The organism is Sphingomonas faeni (assembly GCF_024273235.1).
In the GTDB taxonomy this organism is placed as follows: domain Bacteria; phylum Pseudomonadota; class Alphaproteobacteria; order Sphingomonadales; family Sphingomonadaceae; genus Sphingomonas; species Sphingomonas faeni_A.
In genome coordinates, this window is record NZ_JANBVH010000002.1 from 133,219 (window position 1) to 151,516 (window position 18,298).

Here is an 18,298-nt window from a genome sequence, read left to right on the forward strand (position 1 = left end):
GCTTTCGCTGGGATGACGGGTTGGGCGCGTTCAGTCCGTTTCTGCGCGCGGCGCGCCGCTCTGCGTCACCGGTTGCGGGCCGTTTGCGGTCGCTTCCAGCGTCGAATCCCCGCCCAGCACCCGGTACAGCGTCACGCGGTTGCTGGCGCTGACCAGCTGAGTCGCGACCAGATTGCGTTGCGCGGTGTAGAGCGAGCGTTGCGCGTCGAGCGAGCTCAGGAACGTGTCGATCCCGCCGCGGTAGCGCGCGTCGGTGAGGCGGTACGTGTCCTGCGCCGCGGCCGAGAAGTTCTGGTTCGCCTTAAGCTGGTCGGCGATCGTGCCCTGGCGCGCGAGCGCGTCGGCGGTCTCCTGGAACGCGGTCTGGATCGTCTTTTCGTAGGTGGCGAGCGCGGCGTCGCGTTGCGCCTTCGAATAGGCGACCCCGGCGATCCCGGCACCGGCGCGGAAGATCGGGTAGCTGACCGAGGGCGCGACCGAATAGTTGAACGCGCCGCCGCTGAACAGCGAGGTCAGCGACGTGCTCGCGAACCCGAGGATTCCGGTCAGCGAGATCCGCGGGAACAGTTCCGCGCGCGCCGCGCCGATCTCGGCGTTGGTGGCGCGCAGTTCATACTCGGACTGCACGACGTCCGGGCGCCGCAGGAGGATGCTGCTGTCGAGCCCCGCCGGCAGCGTGGCGACGGTCGGCAGCGCCTGCTCGATCGACTCGGGCAGGAGCGCGGCGTCGACCGGCGCACCGACGAGCAATTGCAGCGCGTTGACGTCCTGCGCGAGCGCGGTGCGTTGCTGCGCGAGATCGGACTGCGCGGTGAACAGGATCTGCTGCGCCTGGCGGAGATCGGTGCGCGGCGCGACGCCTCCGCGCAGGCGGGCATTGGTCAGCGTGACGCTGCGCTGCGAACTGGCGACGGTGTCCTGCGCGATCTTGAGCAGGCTGCGGTCGGAGGCATAGGTGAGCCACGCGTCGGCGATGTCGCCGACCAGCGTCAGGCGGGTCGCGCGGGCGGCGGCCTCGGTCGAGAAATAGCGATCGAGCGCAGCGCCGGTCAGCGAGCGGATGCGGCCGAACAGATCGAGCTCGAACGCGGTGGTGCCGAGATCGACCGAGAAAGCACTGTTCGAGCTGGACGAACTGACGACCGAGCCGGTCGAGCCGGTGCCCGTTCCGACGCCGCCCGTGCCGGTCCCCGTCCCACCGGTGCCCGTGCCGGTTCCGCCGGTACCCGTGCCGGTATTGCCACCCGTGCCGCTCGTGGCTGTGTTGCGCGTGCCGTTGCCGCCGCCCGAATAGGTGTAGCGGCCGGTGCCGTCGATCTGCGGCAGGAGGTCGGCGCGCTGGATGCGGTATTGCGCGCGGGTCGCGGCGATGTTCGCGGCGGCGACGCGGAGATCGCGGTTGTTCGCCAGTGCCTGGACGATGATCTGCTGGAGCCGCGGGTCGCGGAACACGTCGCGGTAGGTGATCGCCGGCAGCGTCGCCTCGGACTGGCGGAGGTACGCATCGCCGACCGGGAGCGACGGCGGCACGGGAAGTTCGGTCCGCGCGTATTTAGGCGCGAGCGAGCAACCGGCGAGCGCGGTCGACGCCGCGAGGATCAGGACTAGCGAGCGCATCATGCGGGCTCCGGCCGGTGGGGGCCCTGTGGTTCGGGCGGGCCCAACGGTTCATTGTGATCGCCGTTGTTTCCGTCGTCGCGGTGCTCGCCACCATGGAAGCCGGTCGGGCGACCGCGCAGCTTGGCGATGCCGTCGCGCGCGCCGCGGCGGACGAGGACGAAGAACAAGGGTATGTAGAAGATCGCGAGGATCGTCGCGGTCAGCATGCCGCCGACCACCGCGGTGCCGATCGCGATGCGGCTGTTCGCGCCCGCACCGGTCGACAGCGCCAGCGGCAACACGCCGAGGATGAACGCGAACGAGGTCATCAGGATCGGGCGCAGACGGATCTTGGCGGCGGACATCGCCGCCTCGATGACGCGCTTGCCCTTCTTCTCCTCCTGCTCGGCGAATTCGATCATCAGGATCGCGTTCTTGGCGGCCAGCCCCATCGTCGTGAGCAGGCCGATCTGGAGATAGACGTCGTTGATCAGGCCACGCAGCGTCACCGCGAGGATCGCGCCGACCAGGCCGAGCGGAATGACGAGCAGCACCGCGATCGGGATCGTCCAGCTTTCGTACAGCGCGGCAAGGCACAGGAACACGACGAGCAGCGACAGGCCGTAGAGGATCGGTGCCTGACCCGAGGAGAGCCGCTCCTGATAGGAGAGCCCCGCCCACGCGACCGACGTACCGGGGATCTGGCCGGCGAGTTGGGCGATCTTATCCATCGCGTCGCCCGAACTCACGCCGGGCGCGCCCGACCCCTGGATTTCGTAGGACGAGATTCCGTTGAAGCGCGACAGCGTCGTCGGCGCCTGGCCCCAGCTGGTCTTGGCGAAGGACGAGAACGGCGCCATCTGGCCGTTCGAACCGCGCACGAACCACTGGCTGAGATCGGACGGTTGCGCGCGGAACTGTGCGTCGCCCTGGACATAGACGCGCTTCACGCGGCCGCGGTCGATGAAGTCGTTCACATATTGCCCGCCCCAGGCGGTCGACAGCGTCGAGTTCACGTTCGCCTGCGTCAGTCCCAGCGCCGACAGCTTCTGCTGATCCGCATCGACCCGCAGCGTCGCGACGTCGGGCAGTTCGGTGAGCCGGATCGCGGTCAGCGACGGATCGGCGCGGGCGAGCGCCAGCAGCTTGTCGCGCGCGGCGTTGAATTCGGTCTGGGTGAGGCTGCCGCTGTTCTGCAACTCCATCGTGAAGCCGTTGGACGAACCGAGGCCGCGGATCGCGGGCGGCACGAGCGAATAGACCTGTGCGTCGCGGAAGCCGGCAAACGCCTGCGAGGCGCGACCGGTGATCGCGTCGGCGGTGTTCTCCTTGCCCTTGCGCTCGTCCCAGGGCGCGAACGAGATGAAGCCCTGGCCGGTGTTCTGGCCGCTCGCGCCGCCGCCGCCGCCGCCGCTGACGGTGAACATCGTGCCGACGTTCGCCTTCTCGTTGGTCAGGTAATATTGCTCGATCTGCTTTTGCAGCGCGAAGGTGCGACCTTGCGTGGCGCCGGCGGGAAGCTGGAACTGGACGATCCCGGTGCCCTGGTCCTCGGTCGGCAGGAAGCCCGTCGGCAGGCGCAGGAACAGCACCGCCAGCAGGGCCACGGTCCCGGCGTAGATCAGCAGGAACAGCCATTTACGGTCGATCACCGACTGCACGCCGCGGGTGTATTTCTGCGTGCCCTTCTCGAAGGTTGAATTGAACTTGTCGCCGGCGCGCGTGAAGAAATGCGACACCTTCGGGAATTTGCGTTCGCCCCAGCTCTTCTCGTGGTTGCCCTCGGCGTCCTTCTTCTTCTGCTTGAGCAGAGTCGCGGTGAGGGCGGGGGAGAGGATCAGCGCGACCAGCACCGACAGCACCATCGCCGACACCATCGTCAGCGAGAACTGGCGGTAGATCACGCCGGTCGAGCCGCCGAAGAACGCCATCGGCAGGAACACCGCCGACAGCACCAGCGCGATCGCGACCAGCGCGACGGTGATCTCGTTCATCGATTCGATCGTCGCCTTCCGAGGCGTCATCTCGGGATTCTCTTCCATCAGGCGTTCGACATTCTCGACCACGACGATCGCATCGTCCACGAGAAGCCCGATCGCGAGCACGAGCCCGAACAGCGTGAGCGTGTTGATCGAGAATCCGGCGAGATAGAAGATGCCGAACGTGCCGAGCAGCACGACGGGCACCGCGATCGTCGGGATCAGCGTGGCGCGCCAGCTTTGCAGGAACACGAACATCACGATGACGACGAGGATGACCGCCTCGATCAGCGTCTCGACGACCTCGTCGATCGACAGCTTGATGAAGTTCGTCGTGTCGTTGGCATAGGCGTATTTCAGGCCGGGCGGGAAGCGCTTCGACGCGTCCGCGACATAGGCCTTGACCAGTTCGGCGGTCTTGAGCGCGTCGGCGCCGGGCGCGAGCAGCACCGCGATGCCGGCCCCTGGATGCGCGTTGATGCGGCTGCGCGCGTTGTAGTTCTCGGCCCCCAGCTCGATCCGGGCGACGTCGCGCAGCTTCACGGTGGCGCCGTCGTTGGTGGTCTTCAGGATGATGTTGGCGAACTGCTCGGGCGTCTGGAGACGCGACTGCGCGGTGACGGTCGCGTTCAGCATCTGCGTGTCGGGTTGCGGCTGCCCGCCGAGTTCGCCGGCGGCGACTTCGGTGTTCTGCGCCTGGATCGCGGTCGTCACGTCGCTCGGGATCAGCTGGAAGCTCGCCAGCTTGTTCGGGTTCAGCCAGATCCGCATCGCATATTGCGCGCCGAACACGTTGCTGTCGCCGATGCCGGGAATGCGGCCGAGCGGATCCTGGAGGTTCGAGACGAGATAGTCCGACACGTCCTGGTTGGTCAGCTTGTCGGTCTCGTCATAGACGCCGACGATCAGGAGGTTGTCCGGGTTCGATTTCCGCACGACGAGGCCCTGTTGCTGGACCTGGGTGGGGAGGCGCGACAGTGTCTGCTGGACCTGATTCTGGACCTGGACCTGCGCGATGTCGGGATCGGTGCCCTTTTCGAACGTCACGGTGATCGTCACCGAGCCGCGCGACGAGGAGGACGAGCTGAAATAGATCAGCCCGTCGATGCCGGTCAGCGATTGCTCGACGACCTGCGTGACGCTGTTCTGGATCGTCTGTGCGTTGGCGCCGGGGAAGCTGGCGCGGATCGAGACCTGCGGCGGCGCGACGTCGGGATATTGCGCGATCGGCAGCGCCATGATCGCACCGATGCCGCCAAGCATCACGATGATCGCGAGCACCCAGGCGAAGATCGGGCGATCGATGAAGACACGGGACAACATAAGGGCTTAGCCGGCCTTTTTCTGGCTGGATTGGCCGCCTGAGGACCCGTCATCAGAGGTGCCCTTGGGCGCTTCGATCTTTTGCGCGGCGGTTTCGGGTACCGGCTTCACGCCCTGGTTCGGGGCGATCTTCGACAGCCCCTGCGTGATGATCCGGTCGCCGGGGTTGAGCCCGCCGGTGACCACCCAGAACATGCCCTGCGTGCGGTCGGCCTTGATAGTCTTCTGCACCGCCTTGTTGTTCGCATCGACGACATAGACCGTCGCATTGCCCTTGGCATCGCGCGACACGCCCGCCTGCGGCACGAGGAACGCGCGCTGGTTGATCGCCTGCGCGAACTTCGCCTGGACGAACATGCCGGGGAGCAGCAGCCCCTGCGGATTGGGGAAGCGCGCGCGCAGCGTCACGGTGCCGGTCTCGGTGTTGACCAGCGCCTCGGCGAACTGGACGGTGCCGGTCGCGCCATATTCGCTGCCATCCTCGAGCGTGAGGCGGACTTCGGCGCGGGTCGCGACGATGCCGTTCCGGCCGAGCGAACGGCGCAGCGCGAGCAGGTCGCCAGAGGATTGCTGGATATCGACGAACATCGGGTCGAGTCGCTGGATCTGCGCGAGCGGATCGGTCTGCGTCGCCGAGACCAGTGCGCCGACGGTGAACAGCGAGCGGCCGATGCGGCCGGTGATCGGCGCGGGGACGGTCGTGAACTTGAGGTTGATCTGCGCAGTTTCGAGCGCCGCACGGGTCTGCGCGACCGAGGCGGTGGCCTGGCGCGAGGTGGCGAGCGCGTTGGTGTAATCCTGTTTGCTGATCGCCTCCATCTCGGCGAGCGGCTTGTAGCGCTGGGCGAGAATAGTCTGCGCCTGCTGGTTGGCGCGCGCGCTCTGGAGGTTGGCCTGCGCTTCGTTGGCGGCGGCGCGATAGAGGCGGGGGTCGATCTCGTAGAGCGGCTGGCCCTTCTTGACGAGCGTGCCCTCGGTGAAGAAGCGGCGGCGGATGATGCCGGTGACCTGGGGCCGCACGTCCGAGCTTTCGAACGCAGTGGTGCGGCCGCTGAGTTCGGTGGTCATCGCGACGCTGGTCGGCTGGACGACGACATAGCCGACGGTGGGCGTGCCCTGGCCAGGCTGGCCGCCCTTGCCCTTGCCTTGCGCCTTTTCGCCGCCGCCCGAACAGGCAGCTAGCGCCAGCGCGGGTACGAGCAGGAGGGCGCACTGCCGCGTGGAAAATCGTGTGGCTATCAAGTTTGGTATCCGCTCGCGATCGGTGGGGCAGGTGTTGGTCGGGCTAAACCACGAGGATGTACCAGAAGTATGTCAGTTGAAAAGCGGGTGTGCGAAATAGGGTAGGAAGAGTAACCTGTTTTGTTTGTGTGGGGGGTGTCGCGGGGAGAGCGCTCGCCGAACCACGAAGATTGTTTCCCCGCGAAGGCGGGGATCCAGACTGGGCTCCCGCCTTCGCGGGAGAACAAGATGAGAAGTGCCCCGTGCCCATAGCTACCACCCCGGCGGAGGCCGGGGCCCAGTTGGGGACGTTGCCAATGAAGCGCAATCCGTCGTTACTGCAACCTTTCCAACTGGGCCCCGGCCTTCGCCGGGGTGGTGCTTGTTGTGCGTGTCCTCCAAACCAAATTCTCTCGGGTGCGTTGAGCAGTGGATGCCGGAACGAGCCCGGCATGACGGATGGGGTGGGCTGATGGCTTCGATCGATGACGACAAGAAGGCCGCCGCGGTTGCCGCCGTCGCTGAAGTTCGAATGGGGATGCTGGTCGGACTCGGCACCGGCTCCACCGCGGCGTTCGCGATCCGGGCGCTGGGCGATCGCGTGGCTCAGGGCTTGGCAATCCGTGCGGTCGTCACCTCCGACGCCAGCGACAAACTCGCGCGCGAGGTCGGCATCGAAGTCCTCGACTTCGCCGCCGTCGCGCGCGTCGACCTCACGATCGACGGCGCGGATGAGATCGACTCGCGGTGCTTCGCGATCAAGGGCGCAGGCGGCGCGATGTTGCGGGAGAAGATCGTCGCCGCAAGCTCGGCACGGATGGTCGTGATCGCCGACGGCTCCAAGCAGGTCGAGCGGATCGGTGCGGCCAAGCTGCCGGTCGAGGTGCTGCCGTTCGCCATCGCCTATGTCATGCGCGTGCTGACCGACATGGATGCCGCCCCAACGGTCCGCGACAACTACCTGACGGACCAAGGCAATCTCGTTATCGACTGTCACTTCGTCAGCCTCGAAGACCCCCGCGCAACTGCCGCCACGCTCTCCGCAATCCCCGGCATTCTCGGCCACGGGTTGTTCCTCGACGAGGTCGACGGCGCGTATATTGCAACGAATGGCGTCGTTACGCGACTGGAACGGGCGGGTGCATCCGCGTAAAGCCACCCTATCTTGGCAACCAGATCGGATGCGCGGCGTTCGGTCACAGTCTAGAGCGAGGCTTTCTTCCATGACCGATACCGCAACCGCTGCCCCCAAGGCGGACCCCATGCTCCACGAGGATGGTTCACCCGAACGCCTCACGATCGATACCATCCGCACGTTGTCGATGGACGCGGTGCAGAAGGCCAATTCGGGCCACCCCGGCACCCCCATGGCACTCGCGCCGGTCGGCTATACGCTCTGGTCGAAGTTCCTTCGCTATGATCCCAAGCACGCCGACTGGCCCAATCGCGACCGCTTCGTGCTGTCGGTCGGCCATGCGTCGATGCTGCTCTATTCGCTGATCCACCTCGCCAAGATCGAGGAGATCGGCGCGGACGGTGAGAAGAGCGGCAAGGAGGCGGTCAGCCTCGAGGATATCAAGCAGTTCCGTCAGCTGTCGTCCAAGACCCCGGGCCACCCCGAATATCGCCACACCACCGGCGTCGAGACCACGACGGGCCCGCTCGGCCAGGGCTGCGGCAATTCGGTCGGCATGGCGATCGCCGAGCGTTGGCTCGCGGCGCGCTACAACAAGGATGGCTTCACGCTGTTCGACCATGACGTCTACACGCTGTGCGGCGACGGCGACATGATGGAGGGCGTCTCGGCCGAGGCGGCGAGCCTCGCCGGTCATCTCAAGCTCAGCAACCTCTGCTGGATTTACGACAGCAACCACATCTCGATCGAGGGCGCGACCGATCTGGCGTTCGACGAGGATGTCGGCCTGCGCTTCGATGCTTATGGCTGGAACGTCATCCATGTCGACGACGCCAACGACACCGCCGCGCTGACCCGCGCCATCGAGACGTTCAAGGCGACCACCGACAAGCCGACCTTCATCGTCGTGCATTCGGTGATCGGTTACGGCAGCCCCAAGGCGGGCAGCGAGAAGGCGCACGGCGAGCCGCTCGGCGAGGAAAATATCCGCCTCACCAAACAGGCCTATGGCTGGCCCGAAGACAAGTCGTTCTACGTGCCGGACGGCGTGATCGAGCATTTCAACGGTGCGATCGCCGGGCGTGGCGCGAAGCTGCGCGACGAGTGGGTCGCGCTGACCGACAAGTATCGGAGCGCCTATCCCGAGCTGTCGGCCGAGCTCGACCTGCTGCTCAAGGACGAGCTGCCCGAGGGCTGGGATGCCGATATCCCGACCTTCGAGGCGGATGCCAAGGGCGTCGCCAGCCGTGATTCCGGCGGCAAGGTGCTCAACGCGATCGCGGCGAAGGTGCCGTGGCTGATCGGCGGGTCCGCCGATCTCGCGCCGTCGACCAAGACCGATATCAAGGGCCAGCCATCGTTCGAAGGCGACAATTACGCCGGCCGGAACTTCCATTTCGGCATTCGCGAACATGGCATGGGCGCGATCGTCAACGGCATGGCGCTGTCGCACCTGCGTTCCTACGGCTCTACCTTCCTGGTGTTCGTCGACTATATGCGGGCGCCGGTGCGCCTGTCGGCGATCATGGAAGTCGGTACCGTCTGGGTGTTCACGCACGACTCGATCGGGGTCGGCGAGGACGGCCCGACGCACCAGCCGATCGAGCATCTCGCCACGCTGCGCGCGATCCCCGGCCTCGACACGATCCGTCCGAGCGACGCGAACGAGGTCGTCGCGGCGTGGAAGGCGGTCCTGAAGGACGCCAGCACGCCCGCCGCGCTGGTCCTGTCGCGCCAGGCGCTTCCGACGCTCGACCGGACCAAGTACGCCAGCGCCGACGGGCTCGAAAAGGGCGGCTATGTGCTCGCCGACTGTGACGGCACGCCCGACGTGATCCTGATCGCGACCGGCAGCGAAGTGTCGCTTGCGGTCGACGCGCACGAGAAGCTGAAGGCAGACGGCGTGAAGAGCCGGGTCGTGTCGATGCCGAGCTGGTATCGCTACGAATTGCAGGACGCCGCGTACAAGGAAAGCGTGCTGCCGAAGAACGTGCGGGCGCGGGTCGCGATCGAGATGGCCGGGTCGATCGGTTGGGACCGCTATGTCGGGCTCGACGGCGCGACCGTGACGATGTCGACGTTCGGTGCGTCCGCACCGCTCGCCAAGTTGCAGGACAAGTTCGGGTTCACCGTCGACAATGTCGTCAAGGTCGCCCGCCAGGTTATGGAGACCAAGTGATGGGTGCGCTCAACGATCTCGAAGGCTTCGGCCAGGCGGTATGGCTCGATTTCGTCGACCGGAAGTTCCTGGAGGCCGGTGGCCTCCAGAAGCTGGTCGACGAGGATGGGCTGACTGGCGTCACGTCGAACCCGTCGATCTTCGAAAAGGCGATGGGGCATGGCGACGCGTATGACGCGACGCTGGCGGAGTACGACAAGCAGCATCCCGGCGCGGCGACGATCGACCGCTACGAGCATCTTGCCATTCAGGACATCAAGGCGGCGGCGGAGACGCTGAAGCCGGTGTACGACAGGCTCGACGCGAAGGACGGCTATGTCAGCCTGGAGGTGTCGCCGTACATCTCGGACGATACCGACGCGACGATCGCCGAGGCGAAGAAGCTGTGGGGGATGGTCGACCGGCCGAACCTGATGATCAAGATTCCGGGGACGCTCGCGGGCGGTCCGGCGATCTCGACTGCGATCTCGGAAGGGATCAACGTCAATGTCACGTTGCTGTTCTCGATCGACGCCTATGTGCGCGTTGCCGAGGCGTATGCGGCGGGGCTTGAGAAGCGCGTCGCGGACGGCCATCCGATCGACCGGATCGCCAGCGTGGCCAGCTTCTTCGTTAGCCGGATCGACACGTCGATCGACAAGGAGATCGATGCGCGCGTCGAGAAGGGCGATGCCGAGGCAGACGCGCTGAAGGCGGTCCGCGGCAAGGTCGCGATCGCCAACGCGAAGATGGCGTATCAATGGTATCTCGACTTCCTGAAGTCGGATCGCTGGCAGGCGCTCGCCGCCAAGGGTGCGCAGCCGCAGCGGCTGTTGTGGGCGTCGACCGGCGTGAAGGACCCGAGCTATCCGGATACGCTGTATATCGACACGCTGATCGGCAAGGACACGGTCAACACGATGCCGCCGAAGACGATGGATGCGTTCCGCGACCACGGCACCGCGGCGGAGACGATCACGCAGGACGTCGACGGCGCGAAGCACACGCTCGCCGAAGCCGAGCGGCTGGGTCTCGACCTGAACGGCGTGACCGGCAAGCTGGTCGAAGAAGGCGTCGCGTCGTTCGTGAAGGCGTTCGACGACCTGCTCGGCTCGATTGCGAAGAAGCAGCCCGCGACGGCGTAGTCCTTCTGCACCCTCTCCCCTGCGGGGAGAGGGCCGGGGTGAGGGGCGCCGCGAGCGCTGTCCTCGCCAACTACCCCTCACCCCAACCCTCTCCCCGGAGGGGAGAGGGGTAAGTAAGGAATTATCTATGAAGATCGGACTGATCGGCCTCGGCCGGATGGGCGGCAATATCGCGCGCCGGTTGATGAAGGACGGCCATGAGGTCGTCGCCTATGACCGCGATGCCGAAGCCGTGAAGAAGCTCGCCGCCGATGGCGCAATCGGCGCGGAGTCGCTCGATGACATGCGCGGCAAGCTCGACACCCCGGCGATCTGGTGGGTCATGGTGCCCGCGGGCGAGCCGACCGAGCAGACCGTCCAGACGATCGCGGCCAAGGCCGCCGAGGGCGAGATCATCATCGACGGCGGCAACAGCTTCTACAAGGACGACGTCCGCCGCGCGAAGGAACTGGCCGAGAAGGGCATCCGCTATGTCGACGTCGGCACGTCGGGCGGCGTGTGGGGCCTCGAACGCGGCTATTGCATGATGATCGGCGGCGACAAGGACACGGTCGATTACCTCGATCCGATCTTCGAGACGCTCGCACCGGGCATGGGCGACATCGTCCGCACGCCAGGCCGTATCGAAGGCCAGGCCGATCCGCGCGCCGAGAAGGGTTATATCCACGCAGGCCCGTCGGGCGCCGGGCACTTCGTCAAGATGGTGCATAACGGCATCGAATACGGCCTGATGCAGGCCTATGCCGAGGGGTTCGACATCCTCAAGGGGAAGTCCGGCGAGCATGTCGCGGAGGACCAGCGCTTCGACATCAACCTGACCGATGTCGCCGAAGTCTGGCGTCGTGGCAGCGTGATCTCGTCGTGGCTGCTCGATCTGTCGGCGATCGCGCTGGCGAAGGACGGCAAGCTCGACGCATTCAGCGGCAGCGTCGCGGATTCGGGCGAGGGCCAGTGGACGATCGACGCGGCGATGGAGGAGAAGGTGCCGGCCAACGTGCTGACCGCCGCGCTCTACGCACGCTATCGCAGCCGGGTCGACCATACGTTCGGTGACAAGCTGTTGTCGGCGATGCGCTATGGCTTTGGCGGTCATGTCGAGATGCCGCAGTGAGTGCGCAAGTGAGTTCCGGTATCAAGCTCCTCGTCTCCGATGTCGACGGGACGCTCGTCGACAAGGAGAAGAAGGTGACGCCGGCGACCGTCGATGCGGTCGAGCGGCTGAAGGCGGCGGGCCTCGGCTTCACGATCATCAGCGCGCGGCCGCGGTCGGGAATGATGCCGATCGCCGAGCTGCTCGGGATCGACGAGCCGATGGGGGCTTTCAACGGCGGGATCGTGTTCAAGCGTGATGGCACGGTGATCGAGCACCACATGATCGACGTCGACGTCGTGCGCGGCGCTATGGAGATCGTCGGTGACGCGCCAGTCGATACGTGGTTCTTTGCCGATGACGTCTGGTATGCGAGCACCGATCAGGGCGGGCATGTCGGCAGCGAGCGGAAGGCTTCCGCGCAGGATCCGGTTATCGTTTCCGACTTCTCGGACCTTCTTGCCAAGGCCGACAAGGTGACGTTCGTCAGCGATGACGAAGACCTGTTGCGCGACCTGCATGCCAAGGTCGCGGCGAAGTTCGATACGCAGGCTACGATCGTCCAGTCGCAGACCTATTATCTCGACATCACGCCGGTGGCCGGCAACAAGGGCAGTGGGATCGAGGAACTGGCGGACGCGTTCGGTATCTCGCTGACCGAAACCGCGGCGATTGGCGATCAGGCCAACGACATCGCGATGCTCAAGCGTGCCAAGCTGGCGATCGCGATGGGCAACGCACCGCAGGCCGTCCGCGATGTCGCGCACGAGATTACCAGCGCGAACGATGCCGATGGCGTCGCGTACGCGATCGACAATTTTATCCTTACCGGAGTTTCCGCATGAAAGACCTCGTTGCCTTCGACCTCGACGGAACCCTGGCCGAGAGCAAGCAGCCCTTGCAGGAGCCGATGGGCGAAGCGCTGGCGAACCTGCTCGACGTCGCGCATGTCGCGGTGATCTCGGGCGGCGACTGGCCGCAGTTCGAGAAGCAGGTCGCGTCGCGCCTGCCCGAGCGCGCGGATCGCACCAAGCTGTGGCTGATGCCGACGACCGGCACCAAGCTGTACCGGTTCGATGGCGAATGGCGCGCGGTGTATGCCGAGCTGTTCGAGGAGGACGAGAAGCAGAAGATCCTGAAGGCGTTCGACGAGTCTCTGGAGGCCACTGGCTTCGTGCCGGAGAAGACCTGGGGCGAGCGGATCGAGGATCGTGGCAGCCAGATCACCTTTTCGGCCCTCGGCCAGGAAGCGCCGATCGATGCCAAGCACAGCTGGGATCCGGACTTCGCCAAGCGGAAGGTGATCCAGGCCGATCTGCAGAAGCGCCTGCCGGGGCTGTCGATCAACATGGGCGGCGCGACTTCGATCGACATCACGCGTGAGGGTGTCGACAAGGCGTATGGCCTGAAGAAGCTGAACGAGGCGAGCGGCATTGCGCTCGACAAGATGATGTTCATCGGCGACGCGATCTTCCCGGGCGGGAATGATTATCCGGCGGAGCAGCTTGGGCTCGACGTGGTGAAGGTGAAGAACGTCGACGGGACGCTGGCGGCGATCGCCGGGATCGTCGCATGCTTGAAGTGATCTTGTGAGCGTCGCCTTCCGTCGCGAGAGTGACGAGGAACATCTCGAACCCAAGTTCGAACAGCCGATCGCGCCGGGGCCCAATCTGGTCACGGCGCGGGGGTTGCGGCTGATCGGCGAGCGGGTTGTGGAGATCGAGGTGGCGGTTGCGGCGGAGACGGACGAGGAGGCTCGGAAGCTTCTGCTGCGCGACCTGCGCTATTGGCATACGCGGCAGACGACCGCCGAGATCGCGCCTGAGCCTGAAGAGGACGAGGTCGGGATCGGCTCGCGGGTTCGCGTTCGGATGAACGGGGCTGAGCGGGTTATCTCTATCGTCGGTGGCGACGAGGCGGAGCCCGGCGAGGACCGGCTGGCGTTTTCGGCGCCGTTGGCGCGGGCGCTGATGGGGGCTGCGGTCGGCGAGAAGGTGGCATTTGCCGGCAAGGCGGATGCGATCGAGGTGCTGGCGATCGATAGGGATGACGGCTGATGGCTGAGGCGAAATTCGAGCGGCATCGTCAGGCCTGGACTCAGGACGAGATCCAGAAGCTGCATACGCTGGCCAAGAAGGGCATGGCGCTGAAGGCCATCGCCAAGGCGCTGACCCGGAGCGAGGAGTCGGTGAAGGTTCGGGCGAAGGAGGATTCGCTGAATATTGCTAAGTTGCGGTAGGTTGGGGTGAGAAGCCCTCTCCCCTTCGGGGAGAGGGTTGGGTGAGGGGCTGTTCCGGGCGGTGCGCTGCTTGGCGGCCCCTCACCCCGGCCCTCTCCCCGGAGGGGAGAGGGAGCAGAAGGGGGGTGGCTCTCTGCTTTCACGATAGTAGCCGGACTGCCGCCCCTCCACATACCACCCCGGCGGAGGCCGGGGCCCAATTGGAAAGGTTGGAGTAACAGGGCGCGACCTGCGTCATTGCTGTCCCCCAATTGGGCCCCGGCCTTCGCCGGGGTGGTTCCATTCGGGGTTGCCGGGTTGATAGACCCAGCGTTACGTCACCTATTTGGCCGGTCCCGAACGCGCTACAGTGGGCACCCCTTGTTCTCCCGCGAAAGCGGGAGTCCAGTCTGGGTCCCCGCCTTCGCGGGGAAACATTCTAATTGGCGGCTGCTGACCGAAGCCGTACGGAGCTACACTTGTCCGACTACGACGCGATAATCCTCGGGGCAGGCGCAGCCGGCCTCATGTGCGCCGCGGTCGCCGGCCAGCGGGGGCGGAAGATCTTGCTCGTCGATCATGCGGAGCAGGCGGGGAAGAAGATCCTGATCTCCGGCGGCGGGCGGTGCAACTTCACCAATCTGCACACCGCGGCGGATCGCTACATTTCCGCCAACCCGCATTTCGCCAAGTCCGCGCTCGGCCGCTATTCCGCGCAGGACTTTATCGCTTTGGTCGAATCCTACGGCATCGCGTGGCATGAGAAAACGCTCGGGCAACTCTTCTGCGACGGGTCCGCGAAGCAGATCGTCGAGATGCTGCTCGACGAATGCGACAAGGGGCGGGTCGAGCTGTCGCTCGGCCGCGCGGTCACGGGAGTGGACCATGCCGACGGGCGCTACCGCGTGTCGCTCGATGGCCGCACCGTTACTGCCCCCGCGCTGGTGATCGCGACCGGCGGGCCGTCGATCCCGAAGATGGGCGCGACGGGCTTCGCCTATGATCTCGCGAGGCAGTTCGGGTTGAAAGTCGTGGAGCCACGCCCCGCGCTCGTCCCGCTGACGCTGGGCGGCGACGAAATCCTGTTTCGCGAATTGTCGGGCGTTGCCGCCGACGTGGTCGCAAGCGTTGGCAGCAAGGGGGGCAAGACCGCGTTTCGCGAGGCGGCGCTGTTCACGCACCGCGGGCTGTCCGGCCCGGCGATCCTGCAAGTGTCGTCCCATTGGCGGAACGGCCAGCCCGTCGGGATCGATTTCCTCCCTGATCGCGAGTCCGGCTGGCTGCCCGCCGCCAAGCGTACCACGCCGCGCGCGACTCTCCGGAAACTGCTCGGCAGCACGCTCCCGGACCGACTCGCGGAGACTTTGAGCGAGCGATTGGACATGACGAGCGAGATTTCTGCGCTCACCGACCGGAAACTCCAGGACGCCGAGCGTGCGCTAAGTCACTGGCAATTCACGCCAAATGGCTCGGAGGGCTATGCCAAGGCCGAGGTCACCGCAGGCGGAATCAGCACCGCGGAACTATCTTCGCAAACAATGCAAGCCAAACGCGTACCAATGTTGTATGCGGTCGGCGAAGCGGTCGATGTCACAGGGTGGCTCGGCGGTTACAACTTCCAATGGGCATGGGCGAGCGGGTGGGCCGCGGGCCAAGTCCTGTAGGGACCACCACGCCAGTGCTTTGCCGTAGCGTCAAGCCGGCCACCAATTAGGACGTACATGCCTTTTACAAATATTCCGTCGCTTCTCTCCGAGGCGCTCGAAGCGCGCGGCTATACCGCGCTCACCCCCGTCCAGGCTCATGTGATCGAGGACAATGCGATCGGTCGCGATCTCGTCGTGTCGGCGCAGACCGGCTCGGGCAAGACCGTCGCGTTCGGCCTGGCGATGGCCGGCGAACTGCTCGGTGACGCGGGTGAGGACGGCGTTCAGCGCCTGCCGGCGCCGCACAAGCCGCTGGTGCTTTGCATCGCACCGACTCGCGAGCTCGCGCTCCAGGTGAGCCGCGAGCTGATGTGGCTCTATGCCAAGGCGGGGGCGCGGATCTCGACCTGCGTCGGCGGGATGGACGCCTCGAAGGAGCGTCGTTCGCTTGCGCATGGCGCGCATATCGTCGTCGGCACGCCGGGGCGTCTGCGCGATCACCTCGAGCGTGGCGCGCTCGACCTGTCGGCCTTGAAGGTCGCCGTTCTCGATGAAGCCGACGAGATGCTCGACATGGGCTTCCGCGAAGATCTCGAGCAGATCCTCGACGCGTCGCCCGAGCAGCGCCGTACGCTGCTGTTCTCGGCGACGATGCCGCGGCCGATCGTCGCGCTCGCCAAGCGTTACCAAAAGGACGCGCTCCGGATTTCGACCGTCGGCGAGGACCGCGGTCATGGTGATATCTCGTACCAGGCCGTCACGGTCTCGCCGTCCGAGATCGAGCATGCGGTGATCAACCTGCTGCGCTTCCACGAGGCGGAGACGGCGATGCTGTTCTGCGCGACTCGCGATAACGTGCGCCATCTGCACGCCAGCCTGGTCGAGCGTGGCTTTGCTGCCGTCGCCTTGTCCGGCGAGCATTCGCAGAACGAGCGTAACGCGGCGTTGCAGGCGTTGCGCGATCGTCGTGCGCGCGTTTGCGTTGCGACCGACGTTGCAGCTCGCGGTATCGATCTGCCGACGTTGTCGCTGGTCGTGCACGTCGAGCTGCCGCGCGATGCCGAGACGCTCCAGCATCGCTCGGGTCGTACCGGTCGTGCGGGCAAGAAGGGCACCGCCGTCCTGATCGTACCGTTCCCGCGTCGCCGTCGCGTCGAGATGATGCTCCGTGGTGCGAAGATCAACGCGGAGTGGGTCAACGCCCCGACCGCCGAGGACATCCGCAAGAACGACCACGAGCGGCTGATCGGCATGCTGTTGCAGCCGGTCGAGGTCGAGGAGGAGGATCGCGCACTCGCCGTCCGCCTGATGGCCGAGAAGACCCCGGAGGATATCGCCGCCGCGCTGGTGCACATGCACCGTTCGACGATGCCGCAGGCCGAGGATCTGATCGACCAGAGCAAGCAGCCGACTCAGGACGAGCGTTCGCAGGGGCCGCGCGCGGGGTTCGAGGACACGGTGTGGTTCCGCATGGATATCGGTCGTCGCCAGAACGCCGATCCGCGCTGGATCCTGCCGCTGATCTGCCGTCGCGGGCATATCACCAAGTCGGAAATCGGAGCGATCCGCATCGGGCCGAACGAGACGGCTTTCGAGATTCCTCGCGCGGTGGCGTCGCGGTTCTCGGCAGCGATCCAGCGTACGGCGCAGGCTGGCGAGGAAGAGAGCGGCGTGGCGATCGAGGCGATGCAGGGCGCGCCGGAGAGCGGTGCGCGGCATGATGGCGGTGGTGGCGGTCGCAGCAATGCGAGCGGCCCGCGCTCGACGCTGCACCGCGCGGCCCCGCGTGGCGGGCCGGCGCCTGCGCGCAAGCCGCCGTATCGCGGCAACCGCGAGCGGAGCTGAGGGATCGGGTCCGCCAACTGAGATAGTGATCGGACCCGTTAGCCGGGCTTAGCAAGCCTCGTCCCCCCTTTTGCCGTCCAACCCCAAACCCGTCACCCCAGCGAAAGCTGGGGTATCCCATGTGGCACGTGACGCGTGCCCAACGGGTAGATCCCAGCTTTCGCTGGGATGACGGAATGGGGGCGGCTGCGTTGGAAACGTTGACATTGCTCGGCATTCGATCGCGATGGTTCCTATGACTGCCGACATGCCAACCACGATCCGCATTCTCGTCGACGCCGATGCGTGCCCGGTGAAGGACGAGATATACAAGGTCGCGTGGCGCCACGAAGTCCCCGTGACGATCGTCGCGAACAGCCACTTCCGGATTCCCGTGCATCCGCTGATCTCCCGCGTGGTCGTCAGCGACGGGTTCGATGCGGCCGATGACTGGATCGCCGAACAGGCCGACGCGAAGTCGGTGGTGATCACCGCCGACATCCTGCTCGCCGACCGGTGCGTGAAGGCGGGTGCGACCGTGCTCGCCAACACCGGCAAGCCGTTCACCACCAGCTCGATCGGCGGCGCGATCGCGACGCGCGCGATCATGGCCGACCTGCGCGCGGGCGGCGACATCGTCGGCGGCCCTGCGCCGTTTTCGAAGGCCGACCGGTCGAGCTTCCTGTCGGCGCTCGATGCGGCGTTGGTGCGCTTGAAGCGACTTTAGGGCGGATCGTTTCTCTCCCCTCCCTGGAAGGGAGGGGCTGGGGGTGGGTTGGTCGGCTTGTGATGTTGACGTTCGATGATACGGAACCCGACCCACCCCCGACCCCTCCCTTTCAGGGAGGGGGGAAGAGTCGCGCGGACGCAGGGGGATTTGAATATCGATCCGGCCTGATCCCTCGGACCAGGACGCTGGGGGGCCGCTGATTATGGTCAGGTCCGTTGTCACACTTAGCC

At 65.9% G+C, this 18,298-nt stretch carries 14 protein-coding genes; 11 read left to right on the forward strand and 3 right to left on the reverse strand.

What is annotated here, in order from left to right; genetic code table 11:
* Positions 1-30 precede the first annotated feature (30 nt).
* Genes NLI89_RS01535 through NLI89_RS01545 form a run of 3 tightly spaced genes read right to left on the reverse strand, consistent with a single transcriptional unit; the run spans position 31 to position 6,143 of the window.
* Positions 31-1,620 carry an efflux transporter outer membrane subunit gene (locus tag NLI89_RS01535; protein WP_254685390.1) on the reverse strand — a complete coding sequence of 530 codons (1,590 nt, stop codon included), beginning with the start codon at positions 1,618-1,620 and terminating at the stop codon, positions 31-33.
* Complete coding sequence (locus tag NLI89_RS01540; RefSeq protein WP_254685391.1) at positions 1,617-4,901, reverse strand: efflux RND transporter permease subunit; 3,285 nt, start codon at positions 4,899-4,901, stop codon at positions 1,617-1,619. The genes NLI89_RS01535 and NLI89_RS01540 overlap by 4 nt, the downstream gene beginning before the upstream one ends.
* A gap of 6 nt (positions 4,902-4,907) precedes the next feature.
* Positions 4,908-6,143, reverse strand: a complete 1,236-nt coding sequence (locus NLI89_RS01545) for an efflux RND transporter periplasmic adaptor subunit (RefSeq protein ID WP_302675550.1) — start codon at positions 6,141-6,143, stop codon at positions 4,908-4,910.
* A 451-nt stretch (positions 6,144-6,594) separates the two neighbouring features.
* Here NLI89_RS01545 and rpiA point away from each other — a divergent pair, with 451 nt between their 5' ends.
* The 11 genes from rpiA to NLI89_RS01600 all read left to right on the forward strand — a co-directional run bounded on the left by rpiA (position 6,595) and on the right by NLI89_RS01600 (position 18,065).
* Positions 6,595-7,275, forward strand: a complete 681-nt coding sequence (gene rpiA, locus NLI89_RS01550) for a ribose-5-phosphate isomerase RpiA (protein ID WP_254685392.1) — start codon at positions 6,595-6,597, stop codon at positions 7,273-7,275.
* A gap of 70 nt (positions 7,276-7,345) precedes the next feature.
* Positions 7,346-9,436 (forward strand): transketolase, encoded by a 2,091-nt coding sequence (gene tkt / locus NLI89_RS01555; protein WP_254685393.1) that lies wholly within the window; start codon positions 7,346-7,348, stop codon positions 9,434-9,436.
* Positions 9,436-10,560: a transaldolase gene (tal, locus tag NLI89_RS01560; RefSeq protein WP_254685394.1), complete on the forward strand. Its 1,125-nt coding sequence runs from the start codon at positions 9,436-9,438 to the stop codon at positions 10,558-10,560. The genes tkt and tal overlap by 1 nt, the downstream gene beginning before the upstream one ends.
* Before the next feature lie 127 nt (positions 10,561-10,687).
* A complete protein-coding gene (gnd, locus tag NLI89_RS01565) occupies positions 10,688-11,671 on the forward strand; it encodes a phosphogluconate dehydrogenase (NAD(+)-dependent, decarboxylating) (RefSeq protein WP_254685395.1) in 984 nt (327 codons plus the stop codon).
* An 8-nt stretch (positions 11,672-11,679) separates the two neighbouring features.
* A complete protein-coding gene (locus NLI89_RS01570) occupies positions 11,680-12,495 on the forward strand; it encodes a Cof-type HAD-IIB family hydrolase (protein WP_254685396.1) in 816 nt (271 codons plus the stop codon).
* Positions 12,492-13,235 carry an HAD-IIB family hydrolase gene (locus NLI89_RS01575; protein WP_254685397.1) on the forward strand — a complete coding sequence of 248 codons (744 nt, stop codon included), beginning with the start codon at positions 12,492-12,494 and terminating at the stop codon, positions 13,233-13,235. Before NLI89_RS01570 ends, NLI89_RS01575 begins: the two co-directional genes overlap by 4 nt.
* A 4-nt stretch (positions 13,236-13,239) precedes the next feature.
* Positions 13,240-13,707, forward strand: a complete 468-nt coding sequence (locus NLI89_RS01580; protein WP_254685398.1) for a GreA/GreB family elongation factor — start codon at positions 13,240-13,242, stop codon at positions 13,705-13,707.
* Positions 13,707-13,889 (forward strand): hypothetical protein, encoded by a 183-nt coding sequence (locus NLI89_RS01585; RefSeq protein ID WP_055881387.1) that lies wholly within the window; start codon positions 13,707-13,709, stop codon positions 13,887-13,889. Before NLI89_RS01580 ends, NLI89_RS01585 begins: the two co-directional genes overlap by 1 nt.
* A gap of 458 nt (positions 13,890-14,347) precedes the next feature.
* Entirely contained in the window at positions 14,348-15,532 is a 1,185-nt protein-coding gene (locus NLI89_RS01590; RefSeq protein WP_302675551.1) for an NAD(P)/FAD-dependent oxidoreductase, read from the forward strand.
* A 57-nt stretch (positions 15,533-15,589) separates the two neighbouring features.
* Positions 15,590-17,359 carry a DEAD/DEAH box helicase gene (locus NLI89_RS01595; RefSeq protein WP_254685399.1) on the forward strand — a complete coding sequence of 590 codons (1,770 nt, stop codon included), beginning with the start codon at positions 15,590-15,592 and terminating at the stop codon, positions 17,357-17,359.
* Between the two features lie 235 nt (positions 17,360-17,594).
* On the forward strand, positions 17,595-18,065 hold the full coding sequence (locus tag NLI89_RS01600) for a YaiI/YqxD family protein (RefSeq protein WP_254685400.1): 471 nt from the start codon (positions 17,595-17,597) through the stop codon (positions 18,063-18,065).
* Positions 18,066-18,298 lie beyond the last annotated feature (233 nt).